20 protein-coding genes are annotated in these 21397 nt (G+C 38.2%); 14 read left to right on the top strand and 6 right to left on the bottom strand.

Features of this window, described 5'->3' with window-relative positions; all coding sequences use genetic code 11:
* Window positions 1-230 precede the first annotated feature (230 nt).
* Window positions 231-389, top strand: a complete 159-nt coding sequence (locus AC0VYQ_RS15915) for a helix-turn-helix domain-containing protein (RefSeq protein ID WP_475404797.1) — start codon at window positions 231-233, stop codon at window positions 387-389.
* 1111 nt (window positions 390-1500) lie between these two features.
* Here AC0VYQ_RS15915 and AC0VYQ_RS15910 read toward each other — a convergent pair.
* Window positions 1501-1656, bottom strand: coding sequence for a DUF2164 family protein (locus AC0VYQ_RS15910; protein WP_475404796.1), 156 nt, complete (start codon window positions 1654-1656; stop codon window positions 1501-1503).
* Between the two features lie 565 nt (window positions 1657-2221).
* Complete coding sequence (locus AC0VYQ_RS15905) at window positions 2222-3025, bottom strand: DUF4393 domain-containing protein (protein ID WP_475404795.1); 804 nt, start codon at window positions 3023-3025, stop codon at window positions 2222-2224.
* A gap of 205 nt (window positions 3026-3230) precedes the next feature.
* On the opposite strand from AC0VYQ_RS15905, the gene AC0VYQ_RS15900 reads away from it, so the two are divergent.
* Window positions 3231-4721 carry a hypothetical protein gene (locus AC0VYQ_RS15900; RefSeq protein WP_475404794.1) on the top strand — a complete coding sequence of 497 codons (1491 nt, stop codon included), beginning with the start codon at window positions 3231-3233 and terminating at the stop codon, window positions 4719-4721.
* Window positions 4722-4833: 112 nt separating this feature from the next.
* Window positions 4834-6417: a hypothetical protein gene (locus AC0VYQ_RS15895; protein WP_475404793.1), complete on the top strand. Its 1584-nt coding sequence runs from the start codon at window positions 4834-4836 to the stop codon at window positions 6415-6417.
* A gap of 34 nt (window positions 6418-6451) precedes the next feature.
* Here AC0VYQ_RS15895 and AC0VYQ_RS15890 read toward each other — a convergent pair whose 3' ends face one another.
* The 4 genes from AC0VYQ_RS15890 to AC0VYQ_RS15875 all read right to left on the bottom strand — a co-directional run bounded on the left by AC0VYQ_RS15890 (window position 6452) and on the right by AC0VYQ_RS15875 (window position 9245).
* The gene (locus AC0VYQ_RS15890; RefSeq protein ID WP_475404792.1) at window positions 6452-7468 is read right to left on the bottom strand and encodes a tyrosine-type recombinase/integrase; all 1017 of its coding nucleotides are present in this window, start codon (window positions 7466-7468) and stop codon (window positions 6452-6454) included.
* 993 nt (window positions 7469-8461) lie between these two features.
* Window positions 8462-8599 carry an IS3 family transposase gene (locus AC0VYQ_RS15885; RefSeq protein ID WP_475404791.1) on the bottom strand — a complete coding sequence of 46 codons (138 nt, stop codon included), beginning with the start codon at window positions 8597-8599 and terminating at the stop codon, window positions 8462-8464.
* Window positions 8586-8969 (bottom strand): transposase, encoded by a 384-nt coding sequence (locus AC0VYQ_RS15880; protein ID WP_475404790.1) that lies wholly within the window; start codon window positions 8967-8969, stop codon window positions 8586-8588. The genes AC0VYQ_RS15885 and AC0VYQ_RS15880 overlap by 14 nt, the downstream gene beginning before the upstream one ends.
* Before the next feature lie 90 nt (window positions 8970-9059).
* Complete coding sequence (locus AC0VYQ_RS15875; RefSeq protein WP_475404840.1) at window positions 9060-9245, bottom strand: IS3 family transposase; 186 nt, start codon at window positions 9243-9245, stop codon at window positions 9060-9062.
* Between the two features lie 1042 nt (window positions 9246-10287).
* Between AC0VYQ_RS15875 and AC0VYQ_RS15870 the strand changes: the two genes are divergently transcribed.
* The 11 genes from AC0VYQ_RS15870 to AC0VYQ_RS15820 all read left to right on the top strand — a co-directional run bounded on the left by AC0VYQ_RS15870 (window position 10288) and on the right by AC0VYQ_RS15820 (window position 21396).
* A complete protein-coding gene (locus AC0VYQ_RS15870; protein ID WP_475404789.1) occupies window positions 10288-12075 on the top strand; it encodes a hypothetical protein in 1788 nt (595 codons plus the stop codon).
* 35 nt (window positions 12076-12110) lie between these two features.
* Window positions 12111-12962, top strand: coding sequence for a DUF6602 domain-containing protein (locus tag AC0VYQ_RS15865; RefSeq protein WP_475404788.1), 852 nt, complete (start codon window positions 12111-12113; stop codon window positions 12960-12962).
* 609 nt (window positions 12963-13571) lie between these two features.
* Complete coding sequence (locus AC0VYQ_RS15860) at window positions 13572-14060, top strand: helix-turn-helix domain-containing protein (RefSeq protein ID WP_475404787.1); 489 nt, start codon at window positions 13572-13574, stop codon at window positions 14058-14060.
* Between the two features lie 350 nt (window positions 14061-14410).
* Window positions 14411-14599, top strand: a complete 189-nt coding sequence (locus AC0VYQ_RS15855; protein WP_188005537.1) for a hypothetical protein — start codon at window positions 14411-14413, stop codon at window positions 14597-14599.
* 14 nt (window positions 14600-14613) lie between these two features.
* On the top strand, window positions 14614-14838 hold the full coding sequence (locus AC0VYQ_RS15850; RefSeq protein ID WP_050678812.1) for a hypothetical protein: 225 nt from the start codon (window positions 14614-14616) through the stop codon (window positions 14836-14838).
* A gap of 91 nt (window positions 14839-14929) precedes the next feature.
* The gene (locus AC0VYQ_RS15845; protein ID WP_475404786.1) at window positions 14930-16021 is read left to right on the top strand and encodes a hypothetical protein; all 1092 of its coding nucleotides are present in this window, start codon (window positions 14930-14932) and stop codon (window positions 16019-16021) included.
* Between the two features lie 22 nt (window positions 16022-16043).
* Window positions 16044-18413: a VirD4-like conjugal transfer protein, CD1115 family gene (locus AC0VYQ_RS15840; RefSeq protein ID WP_475404785.1), complete on the top strand. Its 2370-nt coding sequence runs from the start codon at window positions 16044-16046 to the stop codon at window positions 18411-18413.
* A gap of 12 nt (window positions 18414-18425) precedes the next feature.
* Window positions 18426-18680 (top strand): hypothetical protein, encoded by a 255-nt coding sequence (locus tag AC0VYQ_RS15835; protein ID WP_088838321.1) that lies wholly within the window; start codon window positions 18426-18428, stop codon window positions 18678-18680.
* A gap of 16 nt (window positions 18681-18696) precedes the next feature.
* Window positions 18697-19113 (top strand): hypothetical protein, encoded by a 417-nt coding sequence (locus AC0VYQ_RS15830; RefSeq protein ID WP_475404784.1) that lies wholly within the window; start codon window positions 18697-18699, stop codon window positions 19111-19113.
* Between the two features lie 26 nt (window positions 19114-19139).
* Complete coding sequence (locus tag AC0VYQ_RS15825) at window positions 19140-21080, top strand: pLS20_p028 family conjugation system transmembrane protein (protein WP_475404783.1); 1941 nt, start codon at window positions 19140-19142, stop codon at window positions 21078-21080.
* Between the two features lie 4 nt (window positions 21081-21084).
* Window positions 21085-21396, top strand: a complete 312-nt coding sequence (locus tag AC0VYQ_RS15820) for a DUF5592 family protein (RefSeq protein ID WP_214721979.1) — start codon at window positions 21085-21087, stop codon at window positions 21394-21396.
* Window position 21397 lies beyond the last annotated feature (1 nt).

Below are 21397 nucleotides of genomic sequence, written 5' to 3'. Positions count from 1 at the left end.
TGCTTCTTCAGCGACTAACGGAAGTTCTGTCGCGCGGACGAGACTTTAACCAGATCCTGTCACGATGGCTACTTTATTTTTTTAGGTCATCAGATGTTTCTCCTTCTTCTTCTATGTGATTGATTTCATTATGTATTTATTCAAGATGGGAGTACAATTTTTGATAATGCTCAGGATATCATTGCGAGCGATGTCTGAAATGGGAGGTAACATTGGAAACCTAGGATTTTTTGATTTTCAAGCATTTAACAGATCTATATTCTATACGAAGAGAAGCTGAGAAGTTGACTTATGTTCAATCGAAAGTCAGTCAGAGGATACAGATTCTTGAGGACGAGCTAGACGTTCGTTTACTGATCCGTAGTCATTATGGAATAAGATTGAGATAAGAGGGTATTATTTTGAGGACATCCTGAAGTTGATGCCGGACGCGAAATTCATAATCAACAAAAAGGAAATGGAGGGAAGGTTACACCAGGATTTCAGGTTAGGAGAAAATAGATATCCGACATTTATTGTCGATAGTGACACCGTGTGTACATACCGGATTCAACCGATTAAGATCGCGAAGGAAATAGAATATTCGGATACTAGAATATTGAAGTTCGATACACTAGAATCTATTTTTAATGCTGTAGAGCCAGTGATGGAGATGAGTGTCGTCCCAAAAAGGATTCTACACAATCGAGAAGCGGTACTAGGAATCAATCAAACAGATTTACTTTCACCCGTCCAGATAGAATTCATAGTTAGACTAAAAAAACGTACCAAGTGTCTTTCTAAGTTTATTCTCTTTTTGAAGTCATTATACCTTAACGTATGAGTCAAAGTTATGACTATGCAAATTGAACGAAAATTCAGGTTTGAATTTCAAAACTAAACATTTAAAGGATGAGTCTCTCGTGAAAGTGAAGGTGAAGGTGAAACAACAAAAAGTATGCGCGGGTGTATACTTTTTTATTTCACTTATCATAATTAGTGTTAAAAATTAATTCATCACGAGGAGTTTTTGAAGTTTAAATCTACGAGCAGAAATAAGCCATCATTCATCAACGTGTCATTTTTTGTTTTCTTGGATCGACTTGATAGATTAGAGATCATTGTTATGTCATCTATAAATATGACGAGAGGAGTTTAAGGATAGGTAAATATAAATCAGTAAAACTCGAATGAACGATGATGTTTCACGTGAAATAAAATAATATACGTTGTGAAACTCAATTTATAACGAGATAATTTGATCGTTTGAATAACAAAGTTGGTTGATGGAATATGTATGGAATGATCCGCCGGTTGTTCACTCGAAACATGGGTCGCGGACCCTCAAGATTTACCATGGGTCATGTAAGAAAAAAGTGTGCGCCGGCGCACACTTTTTTAAAACGGGTAAGACGAAAGACTTAAATAAAAAATTTATATAGATGCTGGACGTTCGAACGTTAGTAACTCATTATTTAACAGTAAAAATTGACTTAATACCGTTGCATGAGAATCTCGAAGTCAAGCATTATAAAAATGAACTGCGATTGACGCTTTGATAAAATCGAAAATGCGGTCTGCAACAAACTCAGATAGTTCTTCGTCACTCTCTTCTAAGAAAAAATCTTGAATGGATTGAATGATTTGTTGGTGCTGTTCTTTTTTTAAACTAATCAAACATGACGACACTTCATTTGTTTTGATGATGTCTAACTTAAGCAAACTATAGGGGAGGTTGTCTTAAAATCACCACAATCGGGATCTGCGCCAGGTGGATTGTACATAAAATTAGTTGCTACTTTTGTTTCTTATTCGTTTACACATTCCTCATCAGGTACATTTTCGCCTTCATCTATCAACACAATACTTGCTAAAGACGATTTGAGTTCATCCACCTTCTCTTCCAGCCATTCGTTTTGTCTTTTCTTCTTGTTAGCTTTAAAATGTTTACAAACTTAGTTCTTTTTTACTTGCTAATACAACTTTCAATTTTTAAGTTTTTTGTTACTGCTTTTTAGGATGTTTCTGGTTCTAAAGTGACAAGAACATCGAAGTAAAAAATACTTAGATGTTCTTGTATATATGTGTTTAAAAGCGTGCACACAAAATAAAAAGATAGTGGCCTTTTTCTGATTTTATAATTAGTTGAACTAGTTTTTGACTTAATATTTTAGATTCTCACAAAGGTTCAATCACACTCTGTATGACATAATTCTCATTCCTTTATAATCCTGTTAAAATATTAAAAAATGCAAAACATAAAAGCTTTACCAAATGGTGTGATTGAAACTTGTCCCTTCAACAACGTAACGATGTTAAATGTGAAATCTTCCATCACCATTGGAATATCCTTCTTTACATCTAAATAAAAGTTGTTATTTTCAAAACTTTTGTATTTATTTTGATTTGTAGTGGATTTTAATTCTGAATCAGAATTAATAGAAATTATACCCAAACGCTCTAATGAATATAAAGATAATGCGTTAGTGCTTATTGTATTATTAAAGAGCAGTATATCTTTTTTTAAATCTAACACTGCTTCCTTTTCTTCATCTAAAATTCGAATACTTACTAAGGGAGTAGTTTTTTCTTCAAAAAATAGCTTAACTAATTTAGCATCTTCTGTAGTTAAATCTTTTAAAACAGATGAAAACGAAGGTTGAACTTCATGATTTTTGCGATTATCTATTGTAGAAGAAATAAGCTTTGCGAACATGGTTCTTAATTCTTCAGAGTCTAATTGATATTTAGACTCTTCAAACGCTTTAAGAGCTAAGCCGATTTTTTCGTCGTCACGATTTTCTTCAGGGATTTTTTTTGTACTTTCATGTATTTTTTTTTGGAAATCTTTCAATTCCTGATCTCGTATTATATTAAACTTTAGTAAAGGGTCGAAAACAGCATGAACGATACCACTAAGTACTTGAACTATTAATTTTGCAGGTGGATTCAAAACCTCTTCTTTAGTTGATTCAGGTATACCGTCAAAAGAAAGATTAATTGAATTACTTTTAATTACTTCCTCTGCTTCATTATTATTTTCCATTAAAAATTCCTCCTACAGTGTTATACTAATTTAATTATAGATCATATTATAAAAAAATATAAAACCATTTAAACATGTTGTTTAAGTGGTTACTAAAAAGTTTTTAACAATTAAACAGTTCAAACACTGTATCTAGTTTAATTATAGGTTTATCGTAAAATAATTATTTTTTAATACACATAGATATTAATGGAGGTCAGATTGTATGGATGAATTACTTGATATGCTCACAAGTCGAATTGATAACGAATTATTTAATTGTTCGATAGAGGAAAAAACTATAATTATAATTTCTAATATTAGCAATAAAAGATACGTCATAGAATTTGAAAATCTAATGGAAACAAATTTGAACACGTTAATAGAAATGATTTACCGAATTGATAAATTAGATTTTCTAGATGTAAAATTTATTAAAGAAAATACACTAGATATTGGAATTAATGAAAATAATAAACCTAGTTTTTTAGAAGAGTGTTTTCTTGAATTAGAATACAGCGATGAAGGAATTAAAAAGTTAGAAACAGTGGAAGAAGTTATCAAAATTATGATTGATAAAAGTAAGTTTTATCGAAAGCTAGAGTTAGAAATTTTTGAGGATACAATAACAATGAATTCAAACGATTGGTCAGCAAGCGTAAACTTTGAAATTGATGATAATTTAAAAGTTTTTAAAAGTTTTCTTAATGGAGTATATATAGAATCTGCTGCCTTTTATGAACAGGATTACATAGAATTTTCAATTTCCTTTCCAGAATTAGAGGGCGTTTTTGGGATACCGCAACTTTCTGAAATAGAACTTGCTGATGACTCTAATCAAGATAAGCTATTTTTTGAAATAAATAAAATATCGCAACCATTTTTTCACTTAAAAACTAAAGATCAAGAATATGGTGATGAATATAGTTATGACGAATATGAAGAAAATACTTTGAAAATATTTAACATTAATAGTGCATTTCAAATTGATTTTAATTCTCAAGATTTTTATGAAATAGCTCAACATATTGCTAAAACAATAATTTTTGATCTTTCTTATAAGTATAATATTGAAGTAGGATTATTGAATGAATCAGAGGATGGAGAAGATATAGAAGATAGTATCTTCAAATTATCTGAGAAAATAGATAGTGTTAAAGAGAAAGATATGTTGATTACAAAATTATATGATAAAGACTTAATAAACTACTATTATAGAGCACTTCAAATGAAAAATAGCGAATTTAAATATATGGCGTTTTATCAAGTAATAGAATGTATATATGATGAAGTTTTAATGGCTACTACAGTTGAAAGTATAAGACAATTGATATCTTCGAATCAGTTTGATTCTAATATTGATGAAAATATAAAGTTTATTATAGATAAAATAAAACTTCATAATTCATCTAAAAAAGATGAAGATAAGTTGAAATTAATTTTAGAAAAATATTTTAAAGGTAACTTACCAGATGAAGTTTTTTTAGAAGTGAACAAAGATATAGCTGAATTATTAGTAGACATGAAGAAAATGTCTAACGTTAATGAATTAAAAGACTTACAAAAACTTCAAAAAGTAATTTATCGATTTAGATGTGATTGTACTCATTCAAATAGAGCATATCCAATTAAAAAAATAAAGGATGAAAATTCTCTAGAAGATTATATTAATCTAATAAAAAGAGTGGCAGAAAGAATTATTTTAAATTACAAATAAAACTTAATTTTATTTGTATGAAAAGTGTTTGGAATATTAACATATTGTTTGATAGATTGATGAATTGAGTAAAATAATATGAATTTATTAAAATATATAAAGTGGTGGTAGGATGAATCAGTATAAACTATTGAAAATTTTAGAGAATAAATTTAATGAAATAAAGCATGTTCCTATGACGTATTTAATAAAAGGAAGTTGGGGAATTGGAAAAACATACTTGTGGAATGAATTGACAGAGACTAATAAAAATAAAGATTTAAAATTTGTAAGAATATCGCTATTTGGAATTGAATCTATAGAAATATTAGAACAAAAATTAAAAGTAGAATACTTAAAAAATAATTCAAAATTAAAAGAAGGGTTTCAACAAACTTTAAAAACACTAAATAAAAAATTTGCAGCAGGTCAGATTGATATAATGCCATTCATTACATTCACAGATAAATTTATTATTTGTTTTGACGATATTGAAAGAAAGTCAGAAAAATTGAACATTAAAGATCTTATGGGTTATATAGAAAATATTTCTTTAAAGTCAACGGTTATCATTTTGATGAATGAAAATAAATTGGAAAACGACTTAAATTATAATTCATATTTAGATTATAAAGAAAAAATAATTGATTACGAATTTGAATTAACTGAAGTATCTCATGAAATGTGTGAAAAAATTTTAGCATATTCTACCTTAGATAAAATGTATAAAAAAGAAATAATTCGGGTGTTTCAGTTACATAAACAAACAAATTATCGAGTACTTATAAAAATTGAAAGGTTTATTCAAAGCTTAATATTTGAACTAAAAACCATAACTACTGATTTAGTAAGCTTAAGTAGTAGTGTAGTTATAGAACAGATGTATATTAAAGATAATATTAATAATGATATATATAAACAAAACGATATAAGAGTATCTTTATTTATATACCGAGAAAAAATAAAAGAATTTTTGATTACGAATCACATTGATACAAAAGAATTTGATAGAATTATATACCCTGAAAAATATATAGACTTTAAGACAAATACAATTTCTAAAACGTTAGCAGGCTATATTGAGGAAATGAATTATATATATTTAAAAAATGAAGAACATTTTTTAAATCTTTTTCAAAAAATCATTCATTTTTTAAAAGAAAATAATGAAGTGAAATTTGATATTGTCATGGTAATTGATTTATGGAGATCTACACGAAAATATCAAAAAATATACAACAATCTTTTAAATCAAAAAATTAATTTAAACAATTTGTTTTATGAAATAATTTTTAATATCATAAAACAAATGGAAATATCGGAATTAGATTATATTTATGATGATCTTGTACTAAGATTTCCATTATATGAAGAAAAGTTTATTTCTGAAGAAATTGTAAATACTTTGCTACCGAAAGTGGAAGGAATCAGAAAAGAAAAGAATTTCAATACCATCACATTAGCTTTAGTGAAAAAGAATTATAACGAAGTTATTAAAACGATTAAATCAAACCCTGATTTAATTTTAGCCAAGCTTGATATATACGACTTGATCACTGATGATAATATAAGTTTTGAACAATACGAATTTTTAATGAATCTTACTTCTCAAATTCACGATACAAAAATCAAAGGATATATCATTGATTATTTAAATAATTTAGAAGAGTCTACAAATGACGTAATTATTAAAGAAAGATTTCAATACTTTAAGTAATTAAAAATGCCTTAAATTAATTTAAAGTGTAAAACTATTCGAAATCGAGAAATACTTTTTCTTCGATATCTTGTAAATATTTATTAGTCGTATGAATGGATTCATGACCCGAAATTTTCATAACCTTATAAATAGACATTCCATCATTTAATAATTTTGTAATGAAGGCTCTGCGGAACCAATGCGGTGAGTTGTTTTGTGACGTCAACTGGGAAGAGGCTGCATGAGCAATGAGTCTTAATGCTTCATATGAAATAGGAGCATCTAAAGTTGATCGTATGTTGAAACAAATATGAGGATTTGTTACTTCTTCAATTTGCATTAACTTTTTCAGTCGATGAATGAGGTGGATTGATTTTTGAGATAATGAAACGCGTCGCCACTTTTCGCGCTTTCCTTTAAACTCGATATAATTCATAGAAGGTGTTTCGTGAACATGACTGAACTGAAGTGATAGTAGTTCAGAAGCACGCATCCCTGTAGTTAATAGTAGATACCCTATCGTTTCGTTCCGCAGCTGCAATAGCTCACGATGCTTTTTTTGTTTTACCGTGTGCCGGAAGGCGAGGGCGATCGCCTCCATCTCGGCAAAGTCGATTTCGCGACGAAGTGGTTCTGGTTTTATCTGGTCTTTTACCTGCAACGATAGGTCGCGTGCATGATAGTCGTTTATGTGTAAGAAGCGCAGAAAGCGTCGTAGCATAGCATTGCGCCGCTTAACGGTCCGTGGCGCATACTGATCATGGACGTCTTTTAAGTACTCATGCAAGTTGAGGATCGTCAGCTGCTTGACGCCCTGCGTCTTCGTCACAAAGAACCGAAGAATATAATCGAGATCTTGTTTGTAGGCCCGCTTCGTATGCGGGCTTTTTTGGCTATATATCGGAAATAATTCCGTTGCCCAAAATAACTCAAAAATCTCCAGATCGCTGAGTGCCTCCATATTCAAGTGATCATCCTCGAGCACGGCCAGTAACTTCTCCCGGCTATCAGCAAATGCCAGCGCTGCTTCTTCTTTGATCACGACTTCGTTCATTGCTTCCTTGTTCATAATCCATCCTCCCATCTATCTGCTCAACGCTTCCTCTTTTGACAACTTATTTTTCTGTTTAATGATCAATTAACGGATTATTTATGTAATACATTACATTATGGTTGATTTATGTGTGTATATATAATGAAATTAATTAATTTATTATTGTATTACATAATATCTCTTTATTTAGTATAACAAACAACTACTTGTGATAATAGGTAATTATCACAAGTAACTTAAAATAGAATATTAGTTAACATAATGCAATTATCGCAACGATCGGCGAGGGGAGTGACGATCGCTGGATATGTAGAAGGATGCGTGCTTATCAGGAGACTACCAGTAGCGATTACGTGTTTTGTCTCATTTCGATAAGTATTCTTATGATAATGAGACAAGTGGAAAATAGAGTGAATTGACACGATGATTGTAGATGAACAGGGAGATATAGAAGGGAAAGTTTCGTTTCGATTCGTGTGTAAGTAAGAAGGGAGGTACGTAAAGGGGAGAGGGAAGTCCTACATGAGGAATAGGGTGCAAGGTCGAATGAGACAAAGCGGTATTTCGTAGTAAATCTTACAGCCCCACTCATCAAACAGGGGACATTGTTAGTTCTAGACGAAAATGAGCAAGCTCCTTTCTCGTGACTGGTAACGGAGAACGGTGATTTTGTTCCCTCTCGCAACGAGTGGCTACGACATGCATTCCTCTATAGAAATGACAAACAAAAAGAGCGCGGTCCCTCCTCTTGCGAATAATAACAGTGATACTTGAAAGAGGTTGAATTCTTTGTTGTACTGGACACAAACGAGATAAAAGATGAGCATGCTTAAAGCAGTTATAGAGCTACTATAAAAAATTTCTTTCATGTAATTAAATCCCCTTTACCGTTGATGCTTTGCGGTACGATATTTGGATAGATGGACTCTATTAAGCTGTCACATTTTTCACTAAACAAAACGCCCTCCAGTTGAACTGAACCAAAAAAGTTAGACAATAAATAATTTGTCAGGCGACCTTGAGGACCTGAGTCCGGTATTCCACCGGGTTCAGGTTTTTTAGTCGTCTCTTGATACGACGATGGTTATAGTACTCGATGTAACGCTCAAGCTCATATTTGAAGTGGTCCATGTCATCGAACTCCATAAATAAGATACAAGAGCTCTGACTTGAGCACGGCGAAGAAGCTTTCGATGGCTGCGTTGTCGAGACAGTTGCCCTTACGGGATATACTTTGCGTGATGCCATGTTCGTGGAGCATACCAGTGAACGCTCTGTATGGATAATGCCACCCCTGATCGGAATGAAGGATTGGGTGTGCCTCTCCGTCGAGCTTCGCGATTGCCTGGTCCAACCTTTCGCCAACGAATCGATATGTAGGGCGGTCCGATATGGTATAGGCAATGATTTCACGGTTTCCGAAGTTCATCATCGGCGAAAGGTAGAGTTTCTCCCCGAACAAGTGCAATTCAGTGACGTCAGTCCCCCATTTCTGGTTCGGTGGCCTTGAAGTCACGTTGGAGAAGATTCGGTGCGACCTCTCCGATCCGTCCTTTATAGGAACGGTATCGCTTCATGCGGACGAGACACTTGAGACCGAGCTCGTTCATGAGACGGCGCGCGGTCTTCGGATCGTGCCGAAGCCCTGGTGTTCAAGAAGTGCGTGGATGCGACGATAGCCACATCGTCCCTCGTGTTGGTGGAAGAGGGTATGGATGACCGATTTCACCTCCGCGTACTTGTCTTCGCCCTTCAGGCGCGTCCGCCAATAGTAGTAGACACTCCGAGCCATCCCGAGCACGCGGAGGAGTCCCGAAACGGGATAGATTGACCGCAATTCGTCGATTGTTTGTCACCATATCGTTTAATACACCCAGTTTAAATGCCGGCGAGTGAGTTGTATAGAAAGGATCGAAGGTCGTTTCCCCCAACGCTCATAGAGACGCGACCACTCACGGATCAGTTCACGTGCTATCCCAAATTCTTTCACTACCTCGGTATCCGTCTCGTCCCGTAAGATAACAAGCAGCGAACTGGACTTTAAACGCCTTTGTATATTTGACAATAAAAAACACACCATAAAAGTTGGATTTTTATGTCCAAGTTTTATGGGGTAGTTCATTCGATCGATCCGCTTTTTTATGAAGAATTGATATATTAAGTGTAACACCTCACTGAGACAAAAAAACCATAACGACCTCGTTTAGAATAAAGATACCGTACCACATTCAACAGAGGATTCGTTATGAGTTATGTTCATCTTACCACATCAGAAAAAGTTAAAATAAAGACGTATCTCAAGCTAGGTTTTTCTGTGCGAAAGACTGCAGGACGCCTTGGGCGTTAACCCTCTACGATTTTATGAGAACTAAGGTAAAACCCTCACTACGATGATTTCCATGCCAACCAGCGTTACTTGAAGCGAAAAAAGAAATGTGGTGTACGGACGAAGTTCACGCTTGAAAAAGCAGCTCACATCCTCGAAAAGTTATAAGAGACGCGGTCCCTGAACAACTTGAAGAATGCTTGTTCCAAGAAAGAAGGACTCTCGTTTAATACGATTTATCGTTGGATTTATATTGGCCTCGCTGAGTGAGATTCTGGACTCCGGAGATAAAAGAGTAAGCGTTAGAAACTACTGGAGACGCGTGGATGCTTATTGTCAATTATTTTTAGGTTTGTTTTGTGAATATAATACCTAAAATAAAAGAAATAGATATTTATAATAGCATAATTGCTTTAAAATGATTATATAAGCAAATATTTTACATCGTTATTTAGTTACGAAATATTTTTTTATGTTATTCGAATCATGCTTTAGAAAGGAGTCAAGTATGTCTAAGCTATCTAATTCTGAAATAGAGAGGCTGGCCGTTAACAGTATTCTTAATGAGGCAAGTCGTCCGAGTTCTTTTTTAAGAATCGATATTCCTGTGGGGGATAAAGCACCTTCATTTGACGGATCAATTACTGTGTTTGAAGATAATAGCGAAAAAGCTGAAAGTTATATAAATGAGGTTCCCGTTCAAGTTAAGGGTACTCAAGTTACTGGCTTTAGTGAAAAAACTAAAAAATTTCGGCTGAACATGAAGCATTATAATAATTTTTATAAAAGGGGTGGGTGTCTGCTTATTGTTGTTGAAGTTTTAAATCATCAGACAACTAAGATTTTTTATAAACATTTACTTTTGATAGATCTATATGAAATAAAGCAAAACTATGGTCATCAAGGAACATATTCAGTCAAACTAAGAGAATTAGAGGGCACTACGCTTTACAATGTGTGTAAGATTTTTTCTGAACAAATGATTTTGCAGCCAAAAGTTTTAATAGAGTCTGATAAATTAAAAGAAACAGATTTTGCAGAAATAACGTTAACAAGTCCTACATTTCATCCTAAAAATTTTACAATATCAGAAATATTCGATCATAGCTTTTATCAATACGGTATCAAAGATGGAATGGAAATACCGTTAAGAACTGTTAGCATGACTTCAGTTACATTTCCAAGTGTAGAAGTTATTGAAATAATTAATGGTGAAGTTGAAGCTTTAGTTGCAATAACAATAAATGCTTCGGAAAAAATAAGTATTAAGATTGAGAATACAATCGATATAAAGATAGATTCTAGAACTAATAAAGTATCATTTGATGTTATAAAAGTTCAATCAATAAATTCTCAATTAAAAGTTCTTAAAATTTTAGAGAAGATATTTGAAACAGGAGTGATTCGATTTAGAGCTTTTTACGGAGAAATCGATGAGGCTAAATTTGAAGAACAAATGATTAATTTGAAAAAAGATCTTGATTTTTGGAACTTAGCTGCTGATATTTTCTTGAAATTGGGTGTATCTTTAGATACAAAGTTTAGTAATACAAATAATTTATACAGCGATATAAAATACTTGAATAAAATGATTAATACAAATGATTATAGTGAAATATCGGTTAAAAATCCTGAAATGCCTAGTTTTTTAGTGCATTATGTAGGTGGAGTTTATCTAATACTTTTTTACAAAGCTTCATTAGAAGATAAGTTTATAAATCCATTTACTAAAAATTTTTTAATGAATTCTTCAATGGCATTGATTGCTGGATCGCCCCCGCAATCAGTATTAATCAGTCCTTTTTTATTGCTAGAGGAAGAAACTTTAATGCAAGCAAAAAATTTGGATTTTCAATTAATAATAGACTCCTATAAACTAATTGAACTAGAAAACATTGATTTAGTATTTGGATTGATAAATAATTTTTGTTTAAGGTGCTTAAAATCATTCGATGTAACTCTTAATAAAAGATTTTTGGATTTAATTTTACCTTTATTTTTACTACTAGAAAATTATGTGGAAGACGAAGATTTAAAAAGTATTATATTTGTCAATAAAATGCAGACTAATCTTAGAAAAAATGGCTCTATTAATAAAGAAGAATTTTCATCTATCCTTGATTTGAAAATTTATACCTCTGTTGAAGATAAAAATAATATAGAACTTCTTTTTTCTTTAAACGTATTACTAAATAATGATAGAGAAGCTGAATACTATTTTAATTATTTTAATAAAAAACAAAAAGAAATATACCGAGAAATGCCAATATACGCTTTTTTCAATCAATCAAACTGATACATCATTATTTTAATTAGAAAGTAGTGTTGAAAATGGGCAGCGATATTTTCAAAGCAATACTTCATAGAAAAATAGATGTTTTTGTAAATCAATTTAATCAAGATAGTAATGCTATTTTTAAAAAAGACAATTCTTTGTTTCATCCTTTAGAATATGGTGTTTATAAAGAGCAAGCATTTAAAGAAATATTGAAACTGATCTTACCTAAAAATTTATCGTTATCCGATGGGTTTATTATTACTTCTAAAAACAAAGTAAGTACACAGTGTGATGTAATTATTCATAAGCCTGAAATTCCTTTAATCGAAGACAGCATCGCAAAATTTTTTCCTATTGAGTTAGTGTCAGGTATATTTGAAATTAAATCAAATTTAAGTAAAAAAGATTTTAAGTTAGCATTAAGAAAAATGGCAGAAAACAAAAAACTTGTGAGTGATAAAAATAATTACGGTTTAGATAGTTCTCGGGATAATAACATTCTTTCAGTACTAATTTGTAATAAATTCGATTTTGAGTATAGAAAAATTGATTTTGAAGAGGTTTACCATGGTATAGAAAGAGAATATTGGCATAATACGATATTAAGTATTAATGATGGGCTGTTTGTATATAAGATGAGATTTAATGATTTAAACCAAATCCCTGCTGAGTGGGACTCTGAACTAAACTTTAATAACGTTGTTACATGGGAATATCCTATATTTGACTATAGTCCCGATTCTTATCAGCCACCTTATGATTTTATTGATGCTGACCATATAAAAAAATATTTTCATATTGAGTTTACATTATGCATTATCTCGAACGTAATTTTTAGCTGTATTTATGAAAATTTTGAGATTACTGATTATTTGGATCATACGGCGGTAATTCATAAATTGTAAACACTTCGGATGGTATAATCGCTATATCCTACGCGATGATGGTGTTTTTTGATTGGTATGGGAAGTGGTTTTTTCGAGAATTTATAGTCTTTACTCAATAAATGGACGACTTCAGCTGAACGAGAGCGGTGTTGTCCTAAAAAACAAAGATGCCATCCTACGACTTCCGTTAGCGGAAGTCGTAGGATGGCATCTTTCAGAAACTGTAAGATTTTAAGGAATTCAATGATAAAGGGGTGTCAAGCTTCATCTTCCGTATAGATTTTATTTACTAGCTCTCTCTCTTTCAATGTAAATATTCTCTAAATAAGGAAATTAAACCAAACAAGCACTGTCCTCCAAATAATCGATTATATAGCTCATCTTGAATCCAGGTAATTTCAAGACCTTCTGAATGAGATAGTTTACAGTTTGAAGACACAATCTCTTTACATTGATACATCACACTTACGAAGCTGTTGCTATCACCTGTATCGTCAAAATTCGACATCCGTAATATGTTTGACACACCAAAATAGTAATTGAATTGGCGGAATAATCTGCTATATTCTAACTATCACCAGGAAGACATTGTAATAAAGCGGTTCTCGAAGGAAAGGAGCATGTGCTATGTACCGATTCGGAGAGTGGCTACGACGGGAACGTCTAGAGCATGGTTGGAGTCAGGTCGAGTTAGCAGAAAAGACGCTTGGAGAGATCTCACAGGCAGCAATCAGCGCCTACGAGCGGAATCGCTCACTTCCCTCTATCCTCGATGTTCAAATTCTTGCGACAGCCTGCGAGCAGACGCTAGGATCCATCCCTTGGAATGAATTCGATTTAAGGATGGAGAAGAAACGGAATTGGTCTCATCTGAAGCACGAACGCTTCGATCTGGCCGAACTCCCGCTTGCGGATTCCGTTCGTACATTCGACGGCAAGACATACCAGCTACATGGCCGGATTGCGATCGAACAAGATAGCAAGGAGACTCAAGAAATCGCCCAACTTTATTACCGGATCCGGACTGTCGTCGGTGAGAATCAGATCATCGCCAAACGGAAGCATCCGAATGATGAGTTGATTCACGTCTCACGTCGCAGACTGGTTCATCAGTGAACCATCTATGAATACGTATCTACTTATGAAATAACACGAAAAAATAACAAGAGGAAATGATGACCGTAGCAGCATATCGCTAAGGACAGTCACTCCAATCACATACCGGCGTGTCCCTCATCTGTGACCGGATGAGCGGGATATACGCAGAAATGGTTCGGCGAGAGTCGCCTAAAACTCGCCCACAGGTCACGTATTCGTTGAGGGTCACCGAAAAACCCTAAACAGACGTCCGATATCGGATGTCAGAGTTCGTGGGGGAACGTGCTTTAAACCCACCGTCTTGCTTGACTCCGACTGTCCTTAAGGATGTGCTGCTGCGCATCGACCTCAAGGAAGGAGTGTACGCTATGCCGACACGTGAACAGAAGCAGAATAAGACTTTTGCCGAAAAGTTACTCCGGATCCAAGGAAAAGATTATGAGGAGTGGCTCGACGCTCAACATCAACTCGTCATCCAAGAGAACCAGGAACTGATCTTAGAAGCGCTCGACTCGAAACTGAACTTCACATCGCCTGTAGCTACGTCACGGGATTGAAAGGAGGAAAACAGATGGGATTGAATGAGACAGGACTCAGCTTACTCCAGTTCTTTCAAGGACTTGCCGTCATCGCGGCAGCGATTGCTTTCGCGGTCGGTGGATTCTATTTTATCTTTGGTGGGGATCGCGGACGTTCGAAAGCAGTTGGTTGGCTCGTCGGCGGTGCCGTCGGCCTGATCATCGTCATGGGTGCCTTCACGTTGGCGGAGATGGTCAACGACAACATCAAATTCTAATTGAACAAGCTATTAAACAGACCGTCATTCCAAACTGGATGGCTTTTTTATTGCTTTCGTTACGATGTTTCGCTTCAAAGGAGGAGAATGTATGCTCTTTGTCCGTTTTACCGACGTACCAAAAGAAGGCTTTCCGAACTATGAGCGTCTCCCATACGAGGAGGCGCTTTTATTATCCACCCAAGTTCATCAAGAAGCCCAGCAAGCGAACGAACGGTTTGCGAGTGAGTTCCGAATCTTTGACGATGCTGACCAGATCGTTTACAAAGGAATATTTCAGTTTGGTGATCCGATCTATCCGAATCTTTATTTGCAACTGAAAGAAAGAATTCCACGCATCCGGATCCGAAAGGAGGATGCGACGAAAAAGATCCTATTACTCGAGAATCTGGAACGTTTGACGCCGGAATCCTACAAGACGATGACGACGTCAGCAATTCAGCAACATCCGGATACGACACACGTCTCCCGTTTACGTCGCGGACAGCGCCGTCTCGTCTATGGCGTCAGTGGTGTCAGTCTGTTGCTCCTCGGTACGCTATCCGTTGTCCAACTTGTACAGCCGGATCCACCAAGTGGTGTCCAAGCAGCAACATCAGATTGGCAGCCGCTTTATGAAGCAGCGTTGACTGGAGAGACAGAGCCGCTCATGCAACGTCTGGAAAAACAAAAGTCATTGAACAACGAACAACAACAGTTTCTCATCACGCAGTATGTCGAAAAGCAAGACTACGATCAGGCGGTTGCTGTGACGGACGATCCGATCGATGTCGAGACGATCATCATGCAGTCGAAGACATTCACAACAGACCGTCAAGAGACACTGCAAGCATTCCAAGCGGTCCACCCGACGGATGAAGGGGTCTTCGATCTCGCCATCCTAAAGAAAGACTATAAACGTGCGGTCTCCATCCCGGACGTCGAGATGACGACCGTACGTAAGGAAGCGAAGACACGTGCCTACATCGCGTTGAAAGATGTGACGAAGGCACAAGAAAGCGTCAAGCTGGTTCAAAACGAAGAATTGAAACAGCAAGTAGCAACACTCGTCCAGTTAGATGACGAGATTCAAGCACTCGAGGATCAAAAACGACAGTTATCCGAGAAGACGGACAAAAAAGAGCTCGAGAAGCTGAATGAGTCGCTCGAAGCGAAGCATAGACAAGCTTCTTCTCTTCTTTAATGAAAGTATGGTGACTGAAATAATGATGAACTTCTCACTTCGCTCTCTCGCTACCTCCGCTTGGCTGTGGCGATGCCTTGCCTTTTTGATTGCTTTACCCCTTGTATTGTTCTTAGTACTCAATGTGGCGTTTCAGTTCCTGCAGCAGACCGTCCAAAATCTCTTTCAGGACGGAAAGTTGACGACAGGTTCCCCACTTCAATACGATCCGAGTTGGTGGACGACGCTCGCCTGGTCATCTTCCCTCGCTTTCGCAATCTTTGGTGTCTGTTTCCTGCTTGGAGGGTTTCTCTTATTGAAGTATTGGCTCAACTTCCGCGATCTCAAAGCAGCTCAAAAAGGAAGTGCCCGCTTCACGACGTTCCAAGAGCTGAAACAACAATATCGTGATGTGCCGGACCGTAAGGAGACATACAGCGGATCCGGTGGTGTCCCGGTCGGCCGCTACCGTGACCGTCTCTACATCGATGACAGTGCCGTCAACAATCTCGTCATCGGGACGACTCGTTCTGGGAAGGGCGAGACGTTTGTCTTCTCGACGATTGACCTCTACAGTCGTGCCGAACGCCAAGCGAGCCTGATCATCAATGATCCAAAAGGTGAACTCTTCGCTGCCTCCAAAGAGACACTCGAGGCACGCGGCTATCAGGTCGAAGTCCTGAATCTGATGAATCTGTCGCAATCAATGTCCTATAACCTGTTGCAGCTGACGATCGACGCCTATCTGGACGAGAACTACTCCCTCGCCCAACAATATGCGCGATCGGTCGCCTACATGCTCTATCATGATCCAAAGGCAAAAGACCCGTTTTGGAGCAACTCCTCGACGGACCTCTGTACCGCCTTGATTCTTGGATTATGCGAACAAGCCAAACACGAACCGGAGAAGATCTCGATGTATAACGTCGCCTTGATGCTGTCAGATCTCGGGTCTCGGACGATCACGGATGATATCGGACAGGAACAATCGGCACTCGACGCCTTCTTCGCGGCGTTCCCAGAGAATCATCCGGCACGCATGCAGTATGCGACGCTTCATTTCTCCGGTGGCCAGACGCGCGCCAGTATCCTGGCGAACACGAATGCCAAGCTCGGTATCTTCACGCTCGATGCGACGGCACGACTGACGGCACAAAACTCACTCGACATGAAACTGATCGGCTTCAACCGTTGGATCCGCGGACGTGCGCTTCCCTTGTCGCGGCTGACATTCCACTTCCCAAGCGGAAAAGAGCTCGCCTTGACGACGGACGACGATGGGAGTTTCGTGCTGCATCACGAAGAAGCAATCGATGTCGGTTCTGACATCACAGTGGAGAGTGAACAGCACACCTATACGATGACTCTCTCGGGTTGGAAGGACGATGTAAACGGTATTTTCGATTGGAACACTGATGCTCCGATCGACATCCGGGAGATTCGCCAGCACCCGCGTCCAGTTGCTGTTTTCCTGATCGTCCCAGATTATGATCCGACGTTGAATGTCATCGCCTCGCTGTACGTCAAACAAGTCTATACCTCACTGGCTCGCGTCGCTTCGCAAGCGACGAGTGGACGGTGTGAACGCCAAGTCATCTTTCTCCTCGACGAATTCGGGAACATGCCGGCGATCGAAGGAATGGCGAACATCATCACCGTCTGTCTCGGTCGGAACATCCGCTTCAACCTCATCATCCAGTCCTACGCCCAACTCGAGAATCTGTACGGGGAGGATTGGAAGACAATCGATGGGAACTGTGGGAATACGCACTACTTGTTGACGGCAGACGAATCGACGGCGGAATTGATTTCGAAGAAGCTCGGCGAACAGACGATTGTCACGAAGTCGCGTTCCGGACAGACCTTCTCACTCTCGAAATCGAAGACGGAAAGCGTGGATGGCCGGCGCTTGCTGACGGCAACAGAAGTGATGGGGCTGAAGGAAGGCGAGATGCTGATCATCCGTGTCATCAAACGACAAGATAAACAACAGAAACGGATCCAGTCCTATCCCCTCTTCCTGACTGGACGGACGGCGATGAAATACCGCTATGAATACTTAGCGGATGACTTTAATACAGAACGTTCCATCAACGATCTCGTGATTCCATGCGCGCATGCCCATCTCGACCTGAATACGCTCCGAATCCCGTTCCAACTCGGTCCCTCAGTGGCATCGAAGAGCATTGAGACGGATGAGGAGACATCTGATGCAACAGAATGGCGTGTCTGTGATGTCCTGCAACCGAAAATCCTCCGCTCCATCTTCGAGACAACAGAATACGACACGCTACCTATCACAGCGTTCGAGCAAGGCATCACCGATAAAACGATTCCTGTGACGGACAACCAGCGCCACTTTTTGAAGACGATCATCAGTAAACGACTCGAGAAACTTCGTCATGGCGTCTAAGGAGGGCATCATATGACAGAACTGACACGCACCGAACGCGTCCAGCGCGAACTCCGGGTCATCGCGACCATCATCAAGGAGAACAAGAAGCGCCTCCGTCGTGGTGAAGTATTAAACATCCAAACCCAAGATGGCTTTTTAGTCGTATTTGAGGAAGAAGACCCAGACTCAGGCGACCGAAAAACTGTTACGCTTATAGACACATTCGATTTCCGGGTCCACGTCAGCAATGATGACCTGACAGGTCCGGAACAAGTGTCATCATAGGAAAAGGGGTGGAGGCATGCAAACGAAACGAGTACTCTCCGGACTATTGATTTCCTCTGCGTTACTTTTAGTCGGTTGTAGTGAACAGAGTGAAGCGCAGTCTTTCAAACAAGTCTCTGTAAAAGAAATAGATCAGTTGAAAGACAGTAATAAAAATGAGTTCATACTTGTCGATAGCGACAGCAAAGCAGAATTTGAGTCTTATGTAGATAAAGTGAAAGAAGTCGCCGAAAAGGAGGAAGTACAAGTAAAGTTGTTTAATCCTTTTCAACCTAACGGGAAAGACTTAGAAGATCGTGCAACAGATGAACATGGAGAATTAAAGGGTGGTCGTCTGTACAAACTACAGGATGGTAAAGTAGTGAGTTCTCTCGATCTCACTACTTTAAGTGGCAAAACGCTCGAAGATGAAGTAACCTCTTTCATTGATTAAAAGTAGATAGAGAAGGGAGGACCATCATGGCTAATGGAGACTTATCATCCAAACTTGAAGAATTTCAAGACCTATTGAGCATCAGTGATTTGGTAAGCGATGCACTTCGTTCTGTCGGTTGGCTTTTCGTTAGAGGTCTCTCCTTCATCATCGATGGTCTTGAACAAATTACGAACGATATTCTTCTCTTAAAAACATTCTTTAATAATCCTCAAGTGGTTGAATTCGTTCAGACGATTCAACCATTTTTATATGTTATTTTAGCTGGTAGCTTTTTATTTACCGGTTACTTGATAATTTTTCAGAAAAAATTTGATAGAGAAGGCTTTTTAATCAATCTGTTCATCACGCTGTTAGTTTTAGGGTTACTATCTCCTACGATGATAAAAACAAGTGAATTTACGGACACTGCCATTACAAGCTTCAATCAAGATGGCATGTATGAAAATCATGATCATACCTTATCGCAATCAGTACTTCAAAAAAATTTACATGATTTAGTAGAGTACGATAAAACCGCTTTCGAAGATACGAAAATTAAAACCCCGAACTCCGTTCCAGCAAGTCAAATCAAGAATATAGACATCAATGATGTATTTGATAGCAATGAGTACCGATTGAGTAAAGAAGGTGAAGACATTTCACAAAATAAGCTAGCTTGGAATGGGAAAGAAATGACTGACATTGAATTAGATCAAAGTGGCGTTGAATGGAACAACCAATATTACTACCGGTATCACCCGAATTGGCTGACGATCCTCGTCACGCTCGGGGTAATGGGCTTCACCCTCTTCTCGATTGCCTACAAGCTGGCTCGACTCTCGTTCGAGTTGGCTTTTAATTATGTCTTGGCGATTTTAGTGGCGCCTGCTGATCTACACAGCGGACAAAAGACGAAGAAGGTCATTCAAAGCATCTTGAATACCTTTCTCGTCATCATTCTGATCTTCGTTTCGATCAAACTCTATACGATTGGAACGGCATACCTCGCCGATACGCTGGACGGACTCGCCTATTTGATTGCGTTGATTGCCTTCTCTGCCGCTTTGATTGATGGACCAAATATGGTCGAACGTCTCTTCGGAATTGATGCCGGTCTGAAGCGTGGTTGGGGTGTCGCACTCGGTGCGTATGCTGTCGGGAAAGGAACCGCGAAAGTGGGCGCTCGTGTCGCCGGTCAGACGATGAAGATGGCATCACGCCCTGCCACTCCTTCTGTCTCGGAAGCAGCGAGTACGAAATTGCCACCGAACCCGCCACCGAATGGCGGTACACCAGCGAGTCGTCCAGATCGTTCGCCTGAGAGTGTTCCAAATCCATCACAAGTACTAGAGCGGACATCTCGTCCAGCAGAACCAGAGAACCAACAAATTGAGTCAGTTGAGATGCCAATGCATGGTACGGCGCAAGAGGCTCAGACTGTAGCAGCATCACCTGAATCCGTTCCACATCGCCCAGACTCTGACGCACAAGCAAAACCTGTGGCATCGACTTTGCAATCGACAATACCTGCTACGCAACCGAAAATGTACAATATGTCGTCGAATGAACAACAGGTTACTTTACCTGATGAGTTCGAAGCGCCTGAAACGCCTACGACATCTCATCAGGTCACACAGTCTCCACAGACTTCCGAAGTAAATCGCAATCCTGTTACTTCTTCAGCGAATTCGACACCATTCGACAAAATGACTACTAGTACATCCGCTCATTCTGTCGAAACAACAGAGAATGTGTCTCCGAGCATCACCTTGTCTAGCTCTTCCAGTGACTCACCATCCATCAGTGAATCGCCGCAGGAGACGTCATCCGGAACGCAGCGTCAGCGAAAATCAATCTATCAGACACTTGAGACTACGACACAAAAAGAACTCAAGCATGTCGAACAAGCCCAGACGCGCGTGACGCAGGAATCGTCCCGGATGTACTCAACAGATGTTCCGCGTCTAGATCCGAAAAAGGAGTGAGAACATGCAACAGCGCCAATACCGGATTCCGAACGAAGTCACGACCGAACTGAAAATCAACAAGATGCTCTATCTCTATGATTTACTGTTCCTCGTCGCCTTAATCATCGTCCGCTTAATCGCCCTGCCGTTCATCCCGGACATCTTGCATCTCCCGTTCACGTGCTTCCTCGTTGGCTTCGGACTCTTTCTCGTCATCCGACCGACGACGAATCCGGAAAAGCGGATGGTCCACGTGCTCTATTACGCACTCATCAAGAAGAAAGACACCTATATCGCGTTGGCCGACCGGAATGAATCTTCGAAAGGAGCGTGAT

This window comes from Exiguobacterium sp. QJM3NY_9, assembly GCF_056173545.1.
This window is presented reverse-complemented; position numbering and strand designations above follow the sequence as displayed.